14 protein-coding genes are annotated in these 18806 nt (G+C 52.5%); 4 read left to right on the top strand and 10 right to left on the bottom strand.

Translation table 11 applies throughout. From position 1 onward, the window contains the following. From napA to napF, 3 genes are read right to left on the bottom strand one after another with little or no spacing between them, the layout of a single operon-like run. Entirely contained in the window at window positions 1-2487 is a 2487-nt protein-coding gene (napA, locus tag GFC06_RS12110; RefSeq protein WP_153690197.1) for a nitrate reductase catalytic subunit NapA, read from the bottom strand. Next, window positions 2484-2747 (bottom strand): chaperone NapD, encoded by a 264-nt coding sequence (gene napD, locus GFC06_RS12105; protein ID WP_016153776.1) that lies wholly within the window; start codon window positions 2745-2747, stop codon window positions 2484-2486. The genes napA and napD overlap by 4 nt, the downstream gene beginning before the upstream one ends. Beyond that, on the bottom strand, window positions 2737-3228 hold the full coding sequence (gene napF / locus GFC06_RS12100) for a ferredoxin-type protein NapF (protein WP_153690196.1): 492 nt from the start codon (window positions 3226-3228) through the stop codon (window positions 2737-2739). The genes napD and napF overlap by 11 nt, the downstream gene beginning before the upstream one ends. A 413-nt stretch (window positions 3229-3641) precedes the next feature. On the opposite strand from napF, the gene eco reads away from it, so the two are divergent. After that, window positions 3642-4139 (top strand): serine protease inhibitor ecotin, encoded by a 498-nt coding sequence (eco, locus tag GFC06_RS12095; protein WP_029139607.1) that lies wholly within the window; start codon window positions 3642-3644, stop codon window positions 4137-4139. 47 nt (window positions 4140-4186) lie between these two features. Here the strand turns inward: eco and mqo are convergent, their stop codons facing one another. Continuing rightward, window positions 4187-5836 carry a malate dehydrogenase (quinone) gene (gene mqo / locus GFC06_RS12090; RefSeq protein ID WP_049281468.1) on the bottom strand — a complete coding sequence of 550 codons (1650 nt, stop codon included), beginning with the start codon at window positions 5834-5836 and terminating at the stop codon, window positions 4187-4189. A 278-nt stretch (window positions 5837-6114) separates the two neighbouring features. Between mqo and GFC06_RS12085 the strand changes: the two genes are divergently transcribed. Beyond that, entirely contained in the window at window positions 6115-7362 is a 1248-nt protein-coding gene (locus GFC06_RS12085; protein WP_153690195.1) for a SulP family inorganic anion transporter, read from the top strand. Here the strand turns inward: GFC06_RS12085 and mgtE are convergent. The 6 genes from mgtE to GFC06_RS12055 form a co-directional block, all read right to left on the bottom strand. Next, window positions 7325-8761: a magnesium transporter gene (gene mgtE, locus GFC06_RS12080; RefSeq protein WP_016153782.1), complete on the bottom strand. Its 1437-nt coding sequence runs from the start codon at window positions 8759-8761 to the stop codon at window positions 7325-7327. The genes GFC06_RS12085 and mgtE overlap by 38 nt on opposite strands. Window positions 8762-8866: 105 nt before the next feature. Then, window positions 8867-10510, bottom strand: a complete 1644-nt coding sequence (locus GFC06_RS12075) for a multidrug ABC transporter permease/ATP-binding protein (protein ID WP_103766564.1) — start codon at window positions 10508-10510, stop codon at window positions 8867-8869. Window positions 10511-10585: 75 nt separating this feature from the next. After that, a complete protein-coding gene (gene alkB, locus GFC06_RS12070) occupies window positions 10586-11236 on the bottom strand; it encodes a DNA oxidative demethylase AlkB (protein WP_016153784.1) in 651 nt (216 codons plus the stop codon). Beyond that, window positions 11236-12300 carry a bifunctional DNA-binding transcriptional regulator/O6-methylguanine-DNA methyltransferase Ada gene (ada, locus tag GFC06_RS12065; protein ID WP_153690194.1) on the bottom strand — a complete coding sequence of 355 codons (1065 nt, stop codon included), beginning with the start codon at window positions 12298-12300 and terminating at the stop codon, window positions 11236-11238. The genes alkB and ada overlap by 1 nt, the downstream gene beginning before the upstream one ends. 79 nt (window positions 12301-12379) lie before the next feature. After that, window positions 12380-13432: an FAD:protein FMN transferase ApbE gene (gene apbE / locus GFC06_RS12060; protein ID WP_016153786.1), complete on the bottom strand. Its 1053-nt coding sequence runs from the start codon at window positions 13430-13432 to the stop codon at window positions 12380-12382. A gap of 115 nt (window positions 13433-13547) precedes the next feature. Next, complete coding sequence (locus tag GFC06_RS12055) at window positions 13548-14672, bottom strand: porin OmpC (protein ID WP_016157015.1); 1125 nt, start codon at window positions 14670-14672, stop codon at window positions 13548-13550. Between the two features lie 738 nt (window positions 14673-15410). Between GFC06_RS12055 and rcsD the strand changes: the two genes are divergently transcribed. Both rcsD and rcsB read left to right on the top strand, forming a co-directional pair. Beyond that, window positions 15411-18080 (top strand): phosphotransferase RcsD, encoded by a 2670-nt coding sequence (gene rcsD / locus GFC06_RS12050; RefSeq protein ID WP_153690193.1) that lies wholly within the window; start codon window positions 15411-15413, stop codon window positions 18078-18080. A gap of 16 nt (window positions 18081-18096) precedes the next feature. After that, window positions 18097-18747, top strand: a complete 651-nt coding sequence (gene rcsB / locus GFC06_RS12045) for a response regulator transcription factor RcsB (RefSeq protein ID WP_003027592.1) — start codon at window positions 18097-18099, stop codon at window positions 18745-18747. Window positions 18748-18806: the final 59 nt, after the last annotated feature.

Genomic DNA, 18806 nt, shown 5'->3' with positions numbered 1-18806 from the left:
TTACACCTTCGCCAGTTTCACAGCGCACTTCTTGAAATCCGTCTCTTTGGAGAGCGGATCCGTCGCATCCAGCGTCAGGTTGTTCACCAGCTGTGCGGCGTCGAAGAACGGCATGTAGACCAGCCCCTGCGGTGGACGGTTACGCCCGCGCGTTTCAACTATCGAGATAACTTCACCACGACGGGAAACCACTTTGACTTTGTCGCCACGGCGCAGATCGCGTGCTTTTGCATCCAGCGGATGGATAAACAGCACAGCTTCCGGGAAAGCACGGTGCAGCTCAGGTACGCGACGCGTCATGCTGCCGGTATGCCAGTGCTCCAGCACACGTCCGGTAGACAGCCACAGGTCGTACTCTTTATCCGGCGCTTCTGCGGCAGGTTCAAATGGCAGCGCGAAGATGACCGCTTTGCCGTCCGGCTTACCGTAGAACTTGTAGCTTTCACCCGCTTTCACGTAAGGGTCGTTGCCTTCGCTGTAGCGCCACTGGGTCTCTTTGCCCTCAACGACCGGCCAGCGTAAACCGCGCGCTTTGTGGTAATCGTCAAATGGCGCAAGGTCATGCCCGTGACCGCGGCCAAACCAGGCGTACTCTTCGAACAGCCCTTTTTGCAGATAGAAACCCAGCTCGCGGGATTCATCGTTCAGCTGATCTTCTGCCAGTTCAGCCACCGGGAATTTCGTCACTGCAGGCGTGGCAAACAGTACGTCATACAGCGTTTTGCCGCGCAGTTCCGGTTTCTGTGCCAACAGCGCTTCCGGCCACACTTCTTCTGTTTTGAAGCGACGAGAGAACTGCACCAGTTGCCACAGATCCGATTTCGATTCACCCGGCGCTTTAATCTGCTGACGCCAGAACTGTGTACGGCGTTCCGCATTACCGTAAGCACCTTCTTTCTCTACCCACATCGCGGTCGGCAGGATCAGGTCGGCCGACAGAGCGCTGACCGTCGGGTACGGATCGGAGACGATGATGAAGTTGCGCGGATCGCGCCAGCCCGGCATACGCTCTTCGTTGATGTTCGGACCGGCCTGCATGTTGTTGGTACACATCGCCCAGTAGACATTGAGCTTGCCATCTTTCAGCGCACGGTCTTGCGCCACGGCATGCAGACCGATTTTTGCCGGAATGGTCCCCGCCGGAATATTCCAGTGCTTCTCACAGATATCGCGGTGTTTTTCGTTCGTAACCACCATGTCCGCAGGCAGACGGTGGGAGAACGTACCGACTTCACGCGCGGTACCGCAGGCGGAAGGCTGACCGGTCAAAGAGAACGGACCGCAGCCTGGCTGGGAGATTTTACCGGTCAACAGGTGCAGGTTATAGACCAGGTTGTTGGCCCACACGCCGCGGGTATGCTGGTTGAAGCCCATCGTCCAGTAGGAGATGACTTTTTTCTTCGGATCGGCATACAGCTGCGCCAGCTGTTCCAGCTGATCTTTCGGTACGCCGGTCATTTCGGCGGTTTTATCCAGCGTGTACTCGGCAACAAAGGCTTTGTAATCCTCAAAGCTCATCGGCTCAGAGGCATCGGATCCCGGGTTTTTCGCCGCTTTTTCCAGCGGATGGGTTGGACGCAGACCGTAGCCAATGTCCGTCACGCCTTTACGCAGATTAACGTGCTTGCTAAAGAATTCCTGGTTGATCGCATTGTTTTGAATGATGTAGTTAGCGATGTAGTTGAGGATCACCAGATCGGTTTGCGGCGTGAAGACCATGCCGTTATCCGCCAGCTCAAAGCTGCGGTGCTGGAAGGTGGAGAGCACCGCGACATTAACATTGGGATCGGACAGACGACGGTTGGTGATGCGCGACCACAGGATCGGGTGCATCTCCGCCATATTCGCGCCCCACAGGACGAAAGCATCTGCATGCTCGATATCGTCATAGCAGCCCATCGGTTCATCCATACCGAAGGTACGCATAAAGCCGACTACCGCTGACGCCATGCAGTGACGCGCGTTCGGGTCGATGTTATTCGAACGGAAACCCGCTTTAAACAATTTGGCAGCGGCATAACCTTCCCAAATCGTCCACTGACCCGAGCCGAACATACCGATAGACTCCGGGCCTTTCTCTTTCAGGGACGTTTTGAATTTCTCTTCCATCACGTTAAAGGCCTGGTCCCAGCTAATCGGGGTGAACTCGCCTTCTTTGTGATACTTACCGTCCTTCATGCGCAGCATCGGCTGCGTTAAACGGTCTTTTCCGTACATGATTTTCGGCAGGAAGTAACCTTTGATGCAGTTAAGCCCACGGTTAACCGGCGCATCCGGATCGCCCTGGCATGCCACAACACGCCCTTGCTGCGTCCCGACCAATACGCCACAGCCCGTCCCGCAAAAACGGCACGGGGCTTTGTCCCATTTGATGGCTTCTTGCTGACCGACTACCGCACGGGCTACGCCCGGCACGCTTAACCCGGCAGCCGCCGCAGCGGCCGCAACGGCGTTAGCTTTCATAAAGCTACGACGACTGAGTTTCATGGTGTTTCCTCACCTTGCTCATCCTGCTGGTGATAAACCAGCGACACCGCCAGCACGCCCGCAACGTTGCGCACTGACTCAATAGTTTTCATTAACGTTTCGCTGTGCTCAGCTTCCACCACCACGATCAGTTGACCGCTTTCCACATCGCTGAGTGCAACTTCGCAACCGGGGAACGAACGCAACTGCGTGGCGATATCATTGATATGCTGACTTTTGGCCTGAACGACCAGGCTGCAGACCTGCCAGTTATTGTCCATGGTTGTACTCCGCGTTAATGGCTGATACCGGGCAGATAGCGACACATGCGCCACATCCGTTACAGTCCTGATTGTCGAGCTGCGGCTGATAAATGCCGGACAGCGTGGGACGAAAGGTTATGGCCATGGGTTCACAGCTATCCTGACAGCGATGACATTCAACGGACTGATGTGCGAGACAGTTTTCCCCAATCGTAAAATTCAGATCCCATGCCCTGGTGTGGCGCGGAAGAAAAAGGGATTCAGAACAGGCCTCTGCGCAGGCATAGCAAAAGCTACACTCGCCGCGTTTGAAATTTACGCTCGGGTAACCGCCCTGGCCTCGCTGCAGGATGTCGGTTTCACACGCCTGGATGCAGGCGTCACAACGAAGGCAATGGGCCAGAAAGTGAGAGTCTTCCTTGCTCCAGGGCGGACGGATCCCTGAGTTGGCGTTTCGCCAACTGCCTGTCAACATGCTTCGACGGGATAAATCAACCATGACATTGTCCTTCCATAATGACGCCCTTCCCTGGCGGGTTGAACGACATAAAAAACTGCACTATTTATGAGTAGTTATTTTTAGTCGTAAGATATTTCAGGATGTGTTAGAGGTGCATACCCCAATCGGGGTAAATGCTGTTGCCGGATCAAAGGAGTGTTGAGTTGGCGGGAAAAAATGCGCTTTTGCTCACATTTCAATGAGTTATATAACACTGTATATAACGAACCTCTCAAAAAGAGAATGATTTTATAATTAAGATTATTCTTAGAATATATCGCTAATCTGAAAGCAGACCTCTACCAAATACACTTAAAATATAAGTAAATCCAGATTAATCGATTATGTAAATATGTTAACCTGCCCCAGACTCGTTCATAAGACAGAAGAAAGGAAACACTGTGAACAATAAGATGAAAACAATTGTCCCTGCCGTACTTTTCGCCGCCTTTGCCAGCGCCTCTGCATGGGCTGCCAGTAACGATGCCGGCGCTCAGCCGCTGGAAAAAGTCGCCCCTTATCCTAAGGCGGAAAAGGGTATGAAGCGCCAGGTTATTCAGCTTACCCCTGAGAAAGATGAATCTACTCTTAAAGTAGAACTGCTGATCGGACAAACGCTGGAAGTTGACTGCAACCAACACCGCCTGGGCGGAGAACTGGACAGCAAAACGCTGGAAGGTTGGGGATATGACTACTATGTCTTCGACAAAGTGACGTCTCCGGTTTCAACCATGATGGCCTGCCCTGACGGTAAGAAAGAGAAGAAATTTATTACCGCGTATCTGGGTGATGACGGCATGCTGCGCTACAACAGCAAGTTACCGATTGTGGTCTATACGCCGGAGAACGTGGAAGTGAAATACCGTATCTGGAAAGCGGAAGAGAAGATTCAGGACGCAGTCGCGCGATAAGTAAGAATGTGCCGGAGGGCGGCGTACCGCCTTATCCGGCATTTTATTTACAGTGCGATATCCGCTACAGTTTTCTGCTCAGGCTGCGGTTGCGCCTGAGGTTTCGGCGCTTCATCAGCAGCCTGCGGCTTGTCATATTTCAGCCCCAGAACATCACTGGTGTATTGCAGCTCTTGTTCCGTAGCTTCAACGTTACCGTTCAGCTTGGTACCATAAGACGGAATAATGGTTTTCAGTTTCGCCTGCCATTCAGGGCTGGCCACTTTATCTTTAAACACTTTTTCCATCAGATGCAGCATAATCGGCGCCGCGGTTGATGCACCCGGAGAAGCGCCCAGCAGCGCGGCAATGGTGCCCTCTTTATCGCTGACGACTTCGGTACCCAGACGCAGCACACCGCCCTTCTCCGCATCACTTTTAATGATCTGCACACGCTGGCCCGCCTGCCATAAACGCCAGTCTTCTTTTTTCGCCTGCGGATAGTACTCTTGCAGCGCGGCAAAACGGTCGTCATCGCTGAGCATCACCTGGCTTACCAGATATTTCACCAGATCGAAGTTATCCAGACCCACGTTGACCATCGGCATAAAGTTCGAGGTGGTGGTCGAGCTGAGCAGATCCCACAATGAACCGTTTTTCAGGAACTTGGTGGAGAATGTCGCGAATGGCCCAAACAGCACGACGCGTTTGCCATCAAGGATACGGGTATCGATGTGCGGCACGGACATCGGCGGCGCGCCAACGGAGGCCTGGCCGTACACTTTCGCCAGGTGGCGATTCACCACGTCCGGATTATCCGCAACCAGGAACTGCCCGCCAACCGGGAATCCGGCATAACCTTTCGCTTCAGGAATGTCGGTTTCCTGCAACAGCTTCAGCGCAGCGCCACCGGCACCGATAAAGACAAACTTCGCCTTAATATCATGTTCCGCTTCGTTATTTTTCAGATCGGCGACCGTGACGGTCCAGCTATTGTCGGCATTGCGTTTAAAGCCACGCACTTCGGTACTCAGCTGCAGCGCAAAGTTGGGCTTTTTCTGCAACGAGGCAATCAGCTGGCGCGTGATTTCGCCGTAGTTTACGTCAGTACCAATCTCGGTACGCGTTGCCGCGACTTTCTGCTTCGGATCGCGGCCTTCCATGACCAGCGGCGCCCACTCTTTAATCTGCGCGTGATCTTCGGAATAACGCATGCCACGGAATAACGTGCTCTGCTGCAGTGCGGTGTAACGGGCACGCAGGAAGTTCACGTTCTCGTCACCCCAGACAAAACTCATGTGCGGAACGGTGGTGATAAATGAGCGTGGTTCATGCATTACGCCATTATTGACCTGATAGGCCCAAAACTGGCGGGAGATCTGGAAGGCTTCGTTGATTTCGACTGCCTTTTCAATGCTGATGCTACCGTCGGCCTTTTTAGGCGTGTAGTTCAGCTCCATCAGTGCGGAGTGGCCTGTTCCGGCGTTATTCCAGCCGTTTGAGCTTTCCTGCGCTACACCATCCAGTCGCTCAACCATGGTCATTGACCATTGCGGTTCCAGCTCCTGTAAATAGGTTCCCAGCGTGGCGCTCATGATGCCGCCGCCAATCAACAGTACATCCGTTTCCTGCTCTTCCGCCGCTTTCGCTTTTGCCGCCATCGAGACAACATTCAGCCCAACGGCCATGGTGAAGAGCATGGCAGTCACTTTTTTCATAATGTTAATGCCTTACTTTTAGTATCGCTTTTTTGCTTTTAATGCAGGTGAAAATCGAGCGGCATCAACGGTAACACTTAAGTAAAAATATTTAAATATTGTTTATAAATTATATTTAATTTTTAAAAATGTTATTAATACGTTGATAGTTTATACGGTTATTGACAATCATTTCTGGAAACCGGTCCGTCAGACAGGTACTATGCTGCGCTTTGCTATTCACCGCACGGATGCCTGTCGGTCTGCTGTATCGGGCCATTTTTGACCTAAGAGTAACGATGTCTGTCACTCAACCCTCCTCTGTCGCAGTAGCGGAGCACGCGACGCGCGCAGTGCTGCGCCAACCCCGTTTACTGGTTCGCGAAACGCTGGCCGGTGTGGTAACCGCCCTGGCGCTGATCCCGGAAGTGATCTCTTTTTCCGTTATCGCCGGCGTCGATCCTAAAGTCAGCCTGATAGCCTCAGTCGTACTGTGCCTGGCAATGTCATTTTTAGGTGGCCGTCCGGCAATGGTTACCGCAGCGGCAGGATCGGTCGCGCTGGTGATTGGCCCGATGGTGCATCAACACGGCGTCCAGTACATCCTGCCTGCGGTGGTGCTGGCCGGGATTATTCAGATCCTGTTTGGCGTATTGGGGATGGCGCGTCTGATGCGATTCATTCCTACAGCCGTCATGACCGGTTTTGTGAACGCGCTGGGTATTTTGATTTTCTTTGCCCAGGTCCCGCATTTCTGGGGTAAAAGCCCGCTAATCTGGGGGCTGTTTGTCCTGACCCTGTTGATTGTGCTGTGGGTTCCGCGGTTTATTAAAGCGATCCCCGCGCCGCTTATCGCCATCGTGCTGCTGACGGTGTTCACTGTCACCAGCGGACAACTATTACCGACCGTCGGTGACGAAGGTTCAATGCGCGGCGGCCTGCCGGGATTCACGCAGTTATTGGTACCGCTCAACCTGCAAACGCTGGCGATTATCTGGCCCTGCGCGCTGAGCATCGCTTTTGTCGGATTAATGGAGTCGCTGTTAACCGCCCGTCTGGTGGATGACCTGACGGTTACGCCGTCGAATAAGAATCGCGAGAGCGCCGGGTTGGGGATAGCCAATATTCTGGCCGGTTTTTATGGCGGCATCGCCGGGTGTGCGATGATTGGTCAAACCATCGTTAACGTCGAGATGGGCAAAGGACGCAGCCGCATCTCGACGGTCGCCGCCGGGCTGGTGCTGTTGTTGCTGGTCACCGCCTTAAGCGAAGTAATGGCGAAAATCCCCATGTCGGTGCTGGCGGGAATTATGGTGATTGTGGCGGTGAAAACCTTCAGTTGGCACAGCATCCAGCCCGCTACGCTGCGGCAACTCCCCGTTACTGAAACGCTGGTGATGCTGATGACCGTCGCGGCGACGGTGTCAACCGGCAACCTGGCGCTTGGCGTGGTTGCCGGGGTGATGACGATGCTCATTCTGCCGCGTATCGTCAGAGGCAAACGTGCGGCTACATCAGAAACAGCGTTGCCAGACCGAGAAAAATAAAGAAACCACCGGTATCGGTGATTGCCGTAATCATGACGCTCGAGCCGACCGCCGGGTCGCGCCCGAGCTTCACCATCGTCATCGGAATAATAACGCCCATCAACGCCGCCATCAGCAAATTGAGCATCATCGCCAGGGTCATTACGCCGCCGAGCGCCATGTCATCGTACAGCCACCAGGTAATGCCGCCCATAATTCCGCCCCACACGAGGCCATTAATCAACGCCACGCCCATTTCGCGCAGGATCAAAAACGTCAGGTTTCCCGGCTGAATATTTTGTAGCGCCAGCGCGCGAACAATCATGGTGATGGTTTGATTCCCGGTGTTGCCGCCGATCCCCGCCACAATCGGCATCAGCGAGGCCAGCGCGACCAGTTGCGAAATTGTATGTTCAAAGCCGTCGATCACTCGCGAAGCGATAAAGGCGGTACAAAGGTTAACGGCCAACCACGCCCAGCGGGTTTTAACCGCTTTCGTGACGGGGGCAAACACATCCTCTCCGGCACTTAAGCCGCCCATTCGACGCAGATCGGTATCGGTTTCTTCATAGACCACATCGACGATCTCATCGATGGTTAAACGGCCCATCAGTTTACCTGAAGAGTCAACGACCGCGGCACTGACCAGGTCGTCACGTTCAAAGGTTCGCGCGGCGTGTTCGGCGATATCTTCCGGAGAAAAGGTGAGCGGATCATCTTCCATCACCTCGCTGACTTTTCGCTGCACGTCATTGAGCAGAATACAGGTGAGCGTCAGTTCCCCGACCAGCACTTTATTGCGGTCGGTCACGAAGAGTTTATCGGTGTTCTCCGGCATTTTACCCAGCCGCCGCAGGTAGCGTTGCACCACTTCCAGCGTCACGTCCGGACGCACGGTGATAACTTCGAACTCCATAATCGCACCGACGCGATTCTTCTCGTAGTGCAGCACCTGGCGGACGCGCGCCCGCTCCTCGGCCGGTAACGTCGCCAACAGTCGACCCGTGAGGTTACGAGGGAGGTGCTGAACCAGATAAATCTGTTCGTCGATATCAAGGTATTGCAACGCATCCAGCAGCTCACGGTCGCTCATCTCATCGATCAGGTCGTCCCAGACGTTTTCAGACGCCTCAAGCAGGACGTTACCGCGCTTTTCACTTTCGACCAGTCGCCACAGGGCGTGACGCTCTTCAGAAGGTAATGCTTCGAGGGTATCCGCCAGATCGGGCGGCGGCAGGTGGGCGACCAGCGCCCCTACCTCAGCAATATCGTCGGCTAACGTGCCGACGTCATATTGCTCAGCCAGGGTAAGCTTGCCCAATAGCGTTGAAACAACGGCTTTATCAGTGGTCAGCAGCCAGATAAGACGCGCACGCTCTTCATCACGCAGTCTGGCGCTGTTTTTGTTTGTTACAGGCATTAATCATAAATCCATGATATGAAATATCATTAATCATGATGCCGATTTATGTAAATAACAATAAACAGTGCCGCCGGGTGGATAAAAAACCGGCGGCATGTGGGATCACGCAGTGCGGGCCACCGCGTCACGCGAGGCGGCATCACGCTCATCGCCCAGCAGTTCACTCAACTGTCCGTTACGCATTTCCAGCAGACGATCGGCGTGAATAAAATAGTGATCGTCATGGCTAATGGCGAAGATAGTTTTACCCATTTCTTGCATCAGCGGTAACAGGACCTGATAGAACTCACGACGGAAATGGGGATCCTGATCGGCAGCCCATTCATCCAGCAGAATGATGTCGCGCTCCTCCGCCAGAGCCAGCAGCAGCGCCACGCGTTTCTTCTGCCCTTTTGACAGCTTCAGATTGAGGATGCGGCCATCGTTCATCTCCAGCTTGTGACCCATCTTAAGATGTTCCAGCCACTTCGCTACCAGCTGCGGATTGGCTTCTTTACCTTCCGGCCCCAGCAGTTTGTCGAACAGCCAGACGTCGGTAAACACGGCGGAGAACAGCTTGCGATAATCTTCCGGCTTTTCAACGGCCACGGCCTTACCATCAAGCAAAATTTCACCTGACTGCGGCTGGTATAGCCCGGTCAGTAACATCGCCAGCGTAGATTTCCCGCTGCCGTTGCCGCCAATCAGGAAGATCAGTTCACCGCGATGAATCGTCAGATTGACCGGCCCTACGGAAAAGGCATTATCCTGATAGTGGAAAACCACGTTACGCAGTTCCAGCGTTTGCCAGTTTGGAAAAGCGGTTGGGCGCGGGAATTCGGCCTTAAAAGGTGCCAGTGCGAATTTATTCAGCTTGTTGAAAGCCACCTGCGCAGTGAGCAGGGTTGGTAGCGCGCCAACGGCAGAGAGCAGCGGTGTACGCAGGAATAACAGCGTCAGTGAGTAAGTCGCCGCCACGGCGGTATCCGCCCAGCCCAGACTATTCGCCATCCAGAACACCAGGCCAATGGCGCCCAGCATCATAATGTTTGACCAGTTGACCGCGCTCAGGTGGAAGGTATCGGCGCGAATAATATGGTGACGGTACTCTTTGGCATCCGGGACGTACATCTGATTAAAGATATGCTCGGCGCGCTCGCGGTTGAGCATCAGCTCTTTGCGCCCTTCCAGCACCGTCTGATAATCGTTGTACAACTTGTCTTCCGTTTCGCGCAGGGTAGCCATGTGCTTATACACCCGCGCCACCAGCACAAATCCCCCCCAGATGGTGATTGCCATCCAGATAGCCGTCACCAGCAGCATTTTGGTCGACAGCATCGCCAGATACGCCGCCGATCCGATGGTCAGGATAATCCCCTGCACCAGCTCAGGCAGACGAACAAAGGCGATGGTGATGTTGCGAATGTCGCTGGTTAAACCGGCCAGCAACGAGGCGCTGCCAAGCTGTTCAATACGCTCGACGTGGGTATCCAGAATACGTTTGATAAATTCGCTACGCAGGCGGTAGACAAAGTGGTGGCCGAGCGTGGTCAACGCCAGCTGAGAGCCGAGAGTAACAACCATCAATAGCAACAACAGGCCAAGAAACTCCGGCAGCACCATCAGCGTGGTGTCGACCGTTTCAATCAGACGCTGGTTGATAAACGCAATCAGCCCAATCCCCAACGCAGCGCTGGCGAGGCTGAGCGCCATGACGCTGATAAATGGCCAGCGATACTGCCGCCAGACAAGAAGTAAAAGTTCCATGCGAACAACCCGGACAAGTAATAACAGCCCGCAGTTTAAACATCTCTTCGCTGACAGCAATAATAATTCTTATTTTTATTCCTTTTTACCCGCCTGACGAAACGTCAGATTGTAGCGACAGTCTCCGGTCAACGGATGATACCCCGTCTTAAGCGGCTGGATCCCATGATAAAACAGCCGCGAAGTACCGCCCCACACCACTACATCGCCATGTTCCAGCAGCAAACGCTTTAAGGGGTCATTACGGCGCAAGCCGCCAAATTGAAAGATGGCCGGCAATCCTAGCGACACCGAGACAATCGGCGCCCGCAGGTCGGGCTCGTCTTTATCCTGATGTAAGGACAGTTTTGCCCCTGGCGTGTAGCGGTTAATCAGACAGGCATCGGGTTGAAAATCAGCATAGCCCGCCGCCGTCGCTGCCTGTTGGCACAGGTCAGCGAATGCATCCGGCAGCGGCGGCCAGTGCGCGCCGGTTAGCGGATCAAAAGGAGAATAAAGGTAACCATGTTGATCGGTCGTCCAACCCAGACGACCGCAGTTGGTCATTGCCACCGACATCGTGTAGCCGCCGGGCGTCACCATCTGGCGAAACGGCGACTGTCTGGCGATAGCCGCTATCGCCTGCAGCAGAGACGGTGCGCAGTCAAAAGCGAAGCGTCGCAGAATAACCGCGCCTGACGCCAGCGGCTCCTGCCAAGGTTTCGCATCCGCAAAGAGATCGAGCATTATGTTTCCTCGCCAGTCGTTTCACGTTGCAGTAACTGTGCTTTGCGCGCAATGCCCCACCGGTAGCCAGAAAGCGCGCCATCGCCGCGGATCACCCGGTGACACGGGATGACGATTGCCAGTTTATTCGCCCCACAGGCGCTGGCCACCGCACGCACCGCCTTCGGTTTGCCAATGGCGCTGGCCAGTTGCTGGTAGCTCATCGTTTCGCCGCACGGAATTGCGCGCAACGCCTGCCACACCTGCTGCTGAAATGCGGTTCCCCGGATATCCAGCGGCAGCGATAACGGCGCGTCACGCGCATTGATTGCGGCGATCACTTCGCGCACGCGCTGCTGAAAATCGGCATCTGCTGGCACATCCTGAGCGGCGGGAAACAGCTCATGCAGATCCGCAACCAACGTAGCGTCATCATCACCAAGTAAGATCGCGCAGATACCGCGTTCGCTTTCCGCCACCAGACAGCGACCCAGAGAGCAATCTGCCAGGGTATAGCGTACAGAAACGTTGTCGCCACCTTTACTAAATTGCTTTGCGGTCATGCCTAACGTCTGATCTGCTTTTCGGTAGTAGCTGCTGCTGTCGGGAAATCCGGCGTTGAGAATTGCCTGCGTTACCGGAACGCCTTTCGCCAGGGCATCGCGCAGACGGCGGGCGCGCCAGGACTGCTGCCACGCTTTGGGGGTCATGCCCGTTGTGGCTTTGAACAGGCGATGTAAGTGATACGGGGTCATCGCCACCTGCTGCGCCAGCTCGTCCAGCGTGAGGGGAGATTCCTGCTCCAGTAACTGGCAGGCGTGGGCTATTTTCTCCAGCCGATGCTGGTGGGCGCTGTCTTTATCCGGCTGACAACGTTTACAGGGACGAAAACCGGCGGCCAGCGCCTGCCGGGCATCGGCAAAGAAACTGACATTTTTGCGCAGCGCATGTTTCGCCCGACAGGACGGACGGCAGAAAATGCCGGTAGTCTGGACGGCGAAAACAAACTGACCGTCAGCGTCGGCGTCACGATCCACAACGGATTGCCAGCGGTCATCATCAGTTATGTGTAAACGATTTTTCATTATGGACTCCTTTGTTAAGCATAGCGCTTAGCCTCAGTGTGTCCCCATAGCCGGATACAAAAACCCGCAATCTTGCTTTTTAATTTTTTTCGCTGAGCAGGAAGCTTTTAAACTGCGGCGACATCCAGGTTTTAAACCCCTCGCCCTCTTTTATAATCATATAGACCGCGAGTCCTTCACGACGCACCACCTCTTTGGCCTTTTCCGGGCCGAGAACCATCAATCCGGTATCCCAGCCGTCAGCCTCCAGCGCCGTTGGTGCGATTACCGTTACAGATACCAGGTTGTGTTCAATCGGACGACCGGTTTGCGGATCAATAACATGGGAAAGGCGCTTACCATCCAGCTCATAATAGTTACGGTAGCTGCCGGAGGTGCTAATGCCATGCCCGTTAATGTCGACAATCGCCTGCACCGCGTTTTCGCGATCGGTCGGTTTCTGAATTGCGACTCGCCACGAAAGCCCGTCTGCATTCATACCGCGGCTGTTCAATGCTCCACCAACGGAAACCAGATAACGGGCGATCCCTTCCTGCTCCATTAATCGTGCCAGATGATCGGCGGCATAACCTTCGCCAACGGTCGAGAGATCCACGTACAGCTCGGGCAAATCTTTTTGCAGGTAGTTCCGATGCGCCTCATTAACAACCTTCAGATGTGAAAGCCCGGTTTGCGCCTTTGCGGCATCAATTTGCGCCTGCGTAGGAATATGCACCGGTTGCTGATCCGGGCCAAAGCCCCACAGATTGACCAACGGCCCCACGGTAATATCCATGGCCCCACCGGTTTTTGCGCCAATGCGTAGCGCCGAAGTCACGATATCGGCCATAGCATCGTTAACCGGCCATGGCGACAGGCTTTTCGACAGGTTAAAGCGCATTAACGCAGAATCATTTTTATAAGTAGAGAGAAGCTGATCGTCGGCATCCAGCTGAGCCTGGATCTTCGCCTGCAGTTCCCCGGCGCGTTTGGCATCTACGCCCACCGCACTAACCCGCCAGAAAGTGCCCATGGTTTTACCTTCCAGAACGGTGGCAGGTTGTGTGGTCTGGGCAGGTTTCGGGGCTTCATCGCACCCGACAAAAAAGATCGTCACAGCCAGTAGTGCTGCGCGATAGAAATTCACTTCCATACGTAATTATCCTCATGCGAACGGGCGCAAGAGTACACCAAAAATCGTTGTTTGTACGACGAAAAAACGGCATTAAAAAAGGCCCCGCAGGGCCTTTTAACGACATGAGCGCAGATTAGAACTGGTAAACCAGACCCAGCGCTACGATATCATCGGTAGCAATACCTGCTGCCTGGGTAAACGCATTGTCATCCAGCAGGTTGATTTTGTAATCAACATAGGTAGACATGTTTTTGTTGAAGTAGTAAGTCGCGCCAACATCAACATATTTCACGATATCCTGGTCACCGTAGTTGGTGAAGCCATTGCTGATGTCTTTGCCTTTTGACTGCAGGTAAGCCACGGAAGGACGCAGACCGAAATCGAACTGGTACTGTGCCACAACTTCAAAGTTCTGTGCTTTATCTGCGAAGCCATATGCAGCAGTCCGGTTGCTACCGTTAGAGGTACCGAAACGGGTTGCGTTATAGGACTGGGAGTACTGTGCAGCCAGGTAAACGTTGTTAGCGTCGTATTTCAGACCACCGGTATAAACCGTTGCACGGTCACCGTTACCGTACACGCCAAGAGCATTCTGATCAGCGGTACGTTTAGAGGTAGTGATCGCACCACCGATACCAAAGCCAGAGCCGAGATCGTAAGTCAGAGAGCCGCCGTAACCATCGCCATTCTGGGTCAGCAGGCTACGACCACCTTCGTTTTCACCGCTTACGCTGCCGTTTTTACCCTGGTACTGCAGGGCAAAGTTCAGACCATCAACCAGGCCAAAGAAATCTGTATTACGGTAGGTCGCATAACCGTTACCACGCTGCTGCATGAAGTTGTCCGCACCGTAGGTGTCACCGCCGAATTCTGGCAGGACGTCGGTCCAGGACGTTACATCATAAGTTACACCGTAGTTACGACCGTAGTCGAAAGAACCTGCATCAGCGAATTTCAGGCCTGCGAATGCCACACGCGTCCAGGCGTCGTTGCTGGATTCACTCTGGTTGCCTTGAATCTGGTATTCCCACTGGCCGTAACCGGTCAGTTGGTCGTTAACCTGGGTTTCGCCTTTGAAGCCAATACGCATGTAAGTCTTATCACCATCATCACCTTTGTTGTCGGAGAAATAGTGCAGACCGTCTACTTTACCGTACAGGTCTAATTTGTTGCCGTCTTTGTTATAAATTTCAGCCGCATTTGCTGCGCCTGCTACCAGCAGTGCTGGTACCAGGAGGGACAGTACTTTAACTTTCATGTTATTAACCCTCTGTTATATGCCTTTATTGCTTTTTTATGCCACTGCATACTGATTAAGGTCATTAACCAGTCGGCAACTTCATTCTCCGCAAAAACACAGAATAATCCAACACGAATATGATACTAAAACTTTTAAGGTGTTTCATTTATCGGCATAGATGTTTCAAAATATTAATACGAGGGAACTTTTTTAAAATCAAAAAACAGGCAAAATAAGCACAAATAATCAAGAACTGTTTTAATTAAATTTAAAATCAATAAGTTACATTGAAAATAATTATAGCACTGAATGACAAAACAAAATCTTCACTCGCAACTAAAATAGACCCGCTATCATCATTAACTTTATTTATTACCGTCATTCATTCATGAATGTCTGTTTACCCCTATTTCAACCGAATGCTTCGCGTTCGGTTTTTTTTTACCCTTCTTTACACAAAACTTACCGTTCTGTGCTACCGATGCAAAACTATAACAACTATTAACTATCTCATTGCGTCGTATTCAGATATAAATCTGATTAATAATTTCTTGTTATTTAATGCTAAATGTATACATTCCGTACAAATATTTGTACCCGCCTTTATCCACTGTACACCTTTGCATTGTGATGGCTGCAACAGAATGGAGCGTAAAAAATGCGGGCCATCCGGCGTGGTGTAAGTGTGGCAATTCATATATTACCCTTTATACTGCCCCATCATCTTTCGCGTCGTTTAACAGGTCATAAACACGAATGAGTCAGTCTGACACAACGGCTTCTACCCGATTCTCCCTGCTACCGGGAAGTATTACCCGTTTCTTCTTATTACTGATCGTTGTGCTGTTGGTGATGATGGGCGTTATGGTCCAGAGCGCCGTCAACACCTGGTTAAAGGATAAGAGCTATCAGATTGTCGATATCACCCATGCCATTCATAAAAGGGTCGATACCTGGCGATACGTGACCTGGCAAATCTATGACAATATTGCCGCCACGGCCAGTTCACCTGGTGCAGAAGGACTGCAGGAAACGCGTCTGAAACAAGACGTCTATTATCTTGAGAAACCGCGCAGAAAGACCGAGGCGTTGATTTTCGGTTCCCATGACAGTTCTACGCTGGAGATGACCCAACGCATCTCAACCTATCTTGATACGCTGTGGGGCGCGGAAAATGTTCCGTGGTCTATGTATTACCTGAATGGTCAGGACAATAGCCTGATCCTTATCTCAACGTTGCCGCTAAAAGATCTGACTTCCGGTTTTAAAGAGTCGACGATTGGTAATATTGTCGATTCACGGCGCGCGGAAATGTTACAACAGGCCAATGCGCTGGATGAACGTGAAAGCTTCTCTTCACTGCGCCGTCTGGCGTGGCAGAACGGGCATTACTTCACGCTACGCACGACCTTTAATCAGCCTGGACATCTGGCAACGGTTGTCGCCTTTGACCTGCCGATTAATGACTTGATCCCACCCGGCATGCCGCTGGACAGCTTCCATCTGGTTCCAGATGCCACGTCAACAACCGAGCATCTGAATGAAAAAGAGTCGCCTGACAGCGTCAGCATTAATTTCAACAACAGTAAAATTGAGATCTCTTCGGCGCTAAACTCAACGGATATGCGGCTGGTGTGGCAGGTTCCGTTTGGCTCATTGCTGCTCGACACCTTACAAAGCATTCTGCTGCCGCTGTTACTCAACATTGCTTTGTTGGCCCTGGCGCTGTTTGGCTATACCACCTTTCGCCACCTCCCTGCCCGTTCCACCGAAGTGGTACCAAACCTTGCGGCAAATAATGAACTGCGTGTTCTGCGCGCCATCAATGAAGAGATTGTGTCCCTGCTGCCTCTGGGCTTGCTGGTGCACGATCAAGAAGCAAACCGCACGGTTATCAGCAATAAAATTGCCGACCACCTGCTACCGCATTTAAATTTGCAAAACATTACCAGTATGGCGGAGCAGCATCAGGGGGTGATTCAGGCCACCATCAATAATGAGCTGTATGAGATCCGGCTGTTCCGCAGCCAGATCTCATCGAGAACGCAGATCTTTATTATTCGTGACCAGGACCGCGAAGTGCTGGTTAATAAGAAGCTGAAGCAAGCGCAGCGACTGTATGAGAAAAACCAGCAGGCCCGGGCGGCCTTTATGCAGAATATCGGCAGCGCACTGAAAGACCCGGCGAAAACACTTGCCGCTAATGCTGCCGCACTGAATAGCCCGGACAGCCAGAAACTGGCCAATCAGGCAGACGTTCTGGTGCGTATGGTAGATGAAATCCAGTTGGCCAACCTGCTGGAAAGCGACGCCTGGAAAAGTGAATCGACGCTGTTTTCCGTGCAGTCGTTAATTGATGACGTGGTTCCGGAGGTTCTGCCAGCCATTAAACGTAAAGGGCTGCAGCTACTGATTAAAAATCACCTTAGCGCCCATGATGAACGCCGCGGCGACCGCGATGCCCTGCGCCGTATTTTGCTGTTGCTGATCCAATATGCGGTAACCACCACGCAAATTGGCAAAATCACGCTGGAAGTCGACCAGGATGAGTCGGAGACTGAACGCCTGACCTTCCGCATTCTGGATACCGGGCAAGGTGTCACGTTGAATGAAGTTGATAACCTGCACTTCCCGTTCATCAATGACACCCAGGGCGATCGGTATAGCAAGGCCAACCCGCTGACGTTCTGGTTATGCGATCAGCTCGCCCGCAAGCTAGGTGGACATCTGAACATTAAAGCGCGGGAAGAACTTGGAACACGTTATATAGTCCATGTTAAAATGCCGCTGCACGATCAACATGCTGAAAGTGAAGAGCGTTTGTTAGATGACGTCTGCATAATGGTTGATGTCACCTCTAATGACGTACGCAGCATCGTATTACACCAACTGGAGAACTGGGGAGCAACCTGCATCACGCCTGATGAGCGGTTGAATAGTCAAGAATATGATCTCTTTTTAACAGATAATCCGTCTAATCTTACTGCCTCAGGCCTTCTTTTAAGCGATGATGAGTCTGGCGTGCGGAAAATTGGCCCTGGTCAGCTGCGCGTCAACTTTAATATGAGCAATGCTATGCAGGAAGCTGTCCTCGAGCTGATAGAAGAGCAGCTGGCACAAGAAGAGATCCAGGAACTCCCCCTCGGCGGAGATGAAAACGCCGAACTTCATGCCAGTGGTTACTATGCACTCTTTGTAGACACAGTACCGGATGATGTTAAGAGGTTGTATACTGAGGCAGCAACCAGCGATTTCGCTGCGTTAGCCCAAACGGCCCATCGCCTGAAAGGCGTGTTTGCCATGCTTAATCTGGTACCCGGCAAGCAGTTATGTGAAGCGCTGGAACATCTTATTCAAGAGAAAGATGCTCCAGGTATAGAAAAATACATCAGCGACATTGACGATTACGTCAAGAGCTTGCTGTAGCAAGGTAGCCCAATACATGAACACTATGAACGTAATTATTGCCGATGACCACCCGATTGTACTGTTCGGTATTCGTAAATCACTTGAGCAAATCGAGTGGGTAAACGTTGTCGGCGAATTTGAAGACTCCACTGCACTGATCAACAATTTGCCTAAGTTAGATGCTCATGTGTTGATTACCGACCTCTCCATGCCAGGAGATAAATACGGTGACGGGATCACGTTAATTAAGTATATCAAGCGCCATTTCCCGAGCCTGTCGATTATTGTTCTCACCATGAACAACAACCCGGCAATCCTGAGCGCGGTACTGGATCTCGATATTGAAGGAATTGTCCTGAAGCAAGGCGCGCCAACAGATCTGCCGAAAGCGCTTGCCGCGCTGCAGAAGGGTAAGAAATTCACCCCGGAAAGCGTTTCTCGTCTGCTGGAAAAAATCAGCGCCAGCGGCTACGGCGACAAACGTCTGTCACCGAAAGAGAGCGAAGTTCTGCGCCTGTTTGCCGAAGGTTTCCTGGTTACTGAAATCGCGAAAAAACTCAACCGCAGTATTAAAACCATCAGCAGCCAGAAAAAGTCGGCAATGATGAAACTCGGTGTGGAAAACGATATCGCCCTGTTGAATTACCTTTCTTCCGTCACGCTGAGTCCGTCAGACAAAGAGTAATTCTTTTAACATCGACGTGCCTGATGGCACGGCGTTTATCAGGCCTACGAATGACACGA

It is taken from the genome of Citrobacter braakii (assembly GCF_009648935.1).
Lineage (GTDB): Bacteria > Pseudomonadota > Gammaproteobacteria > Enterobacterales > Enterobacteriaceae > Citrobacter > Citrobacter braakii.
Note: the sequence above shows the minus strand (reverse complement) of the source record. Positions and strands in the feature narration are given on the sequence as shown.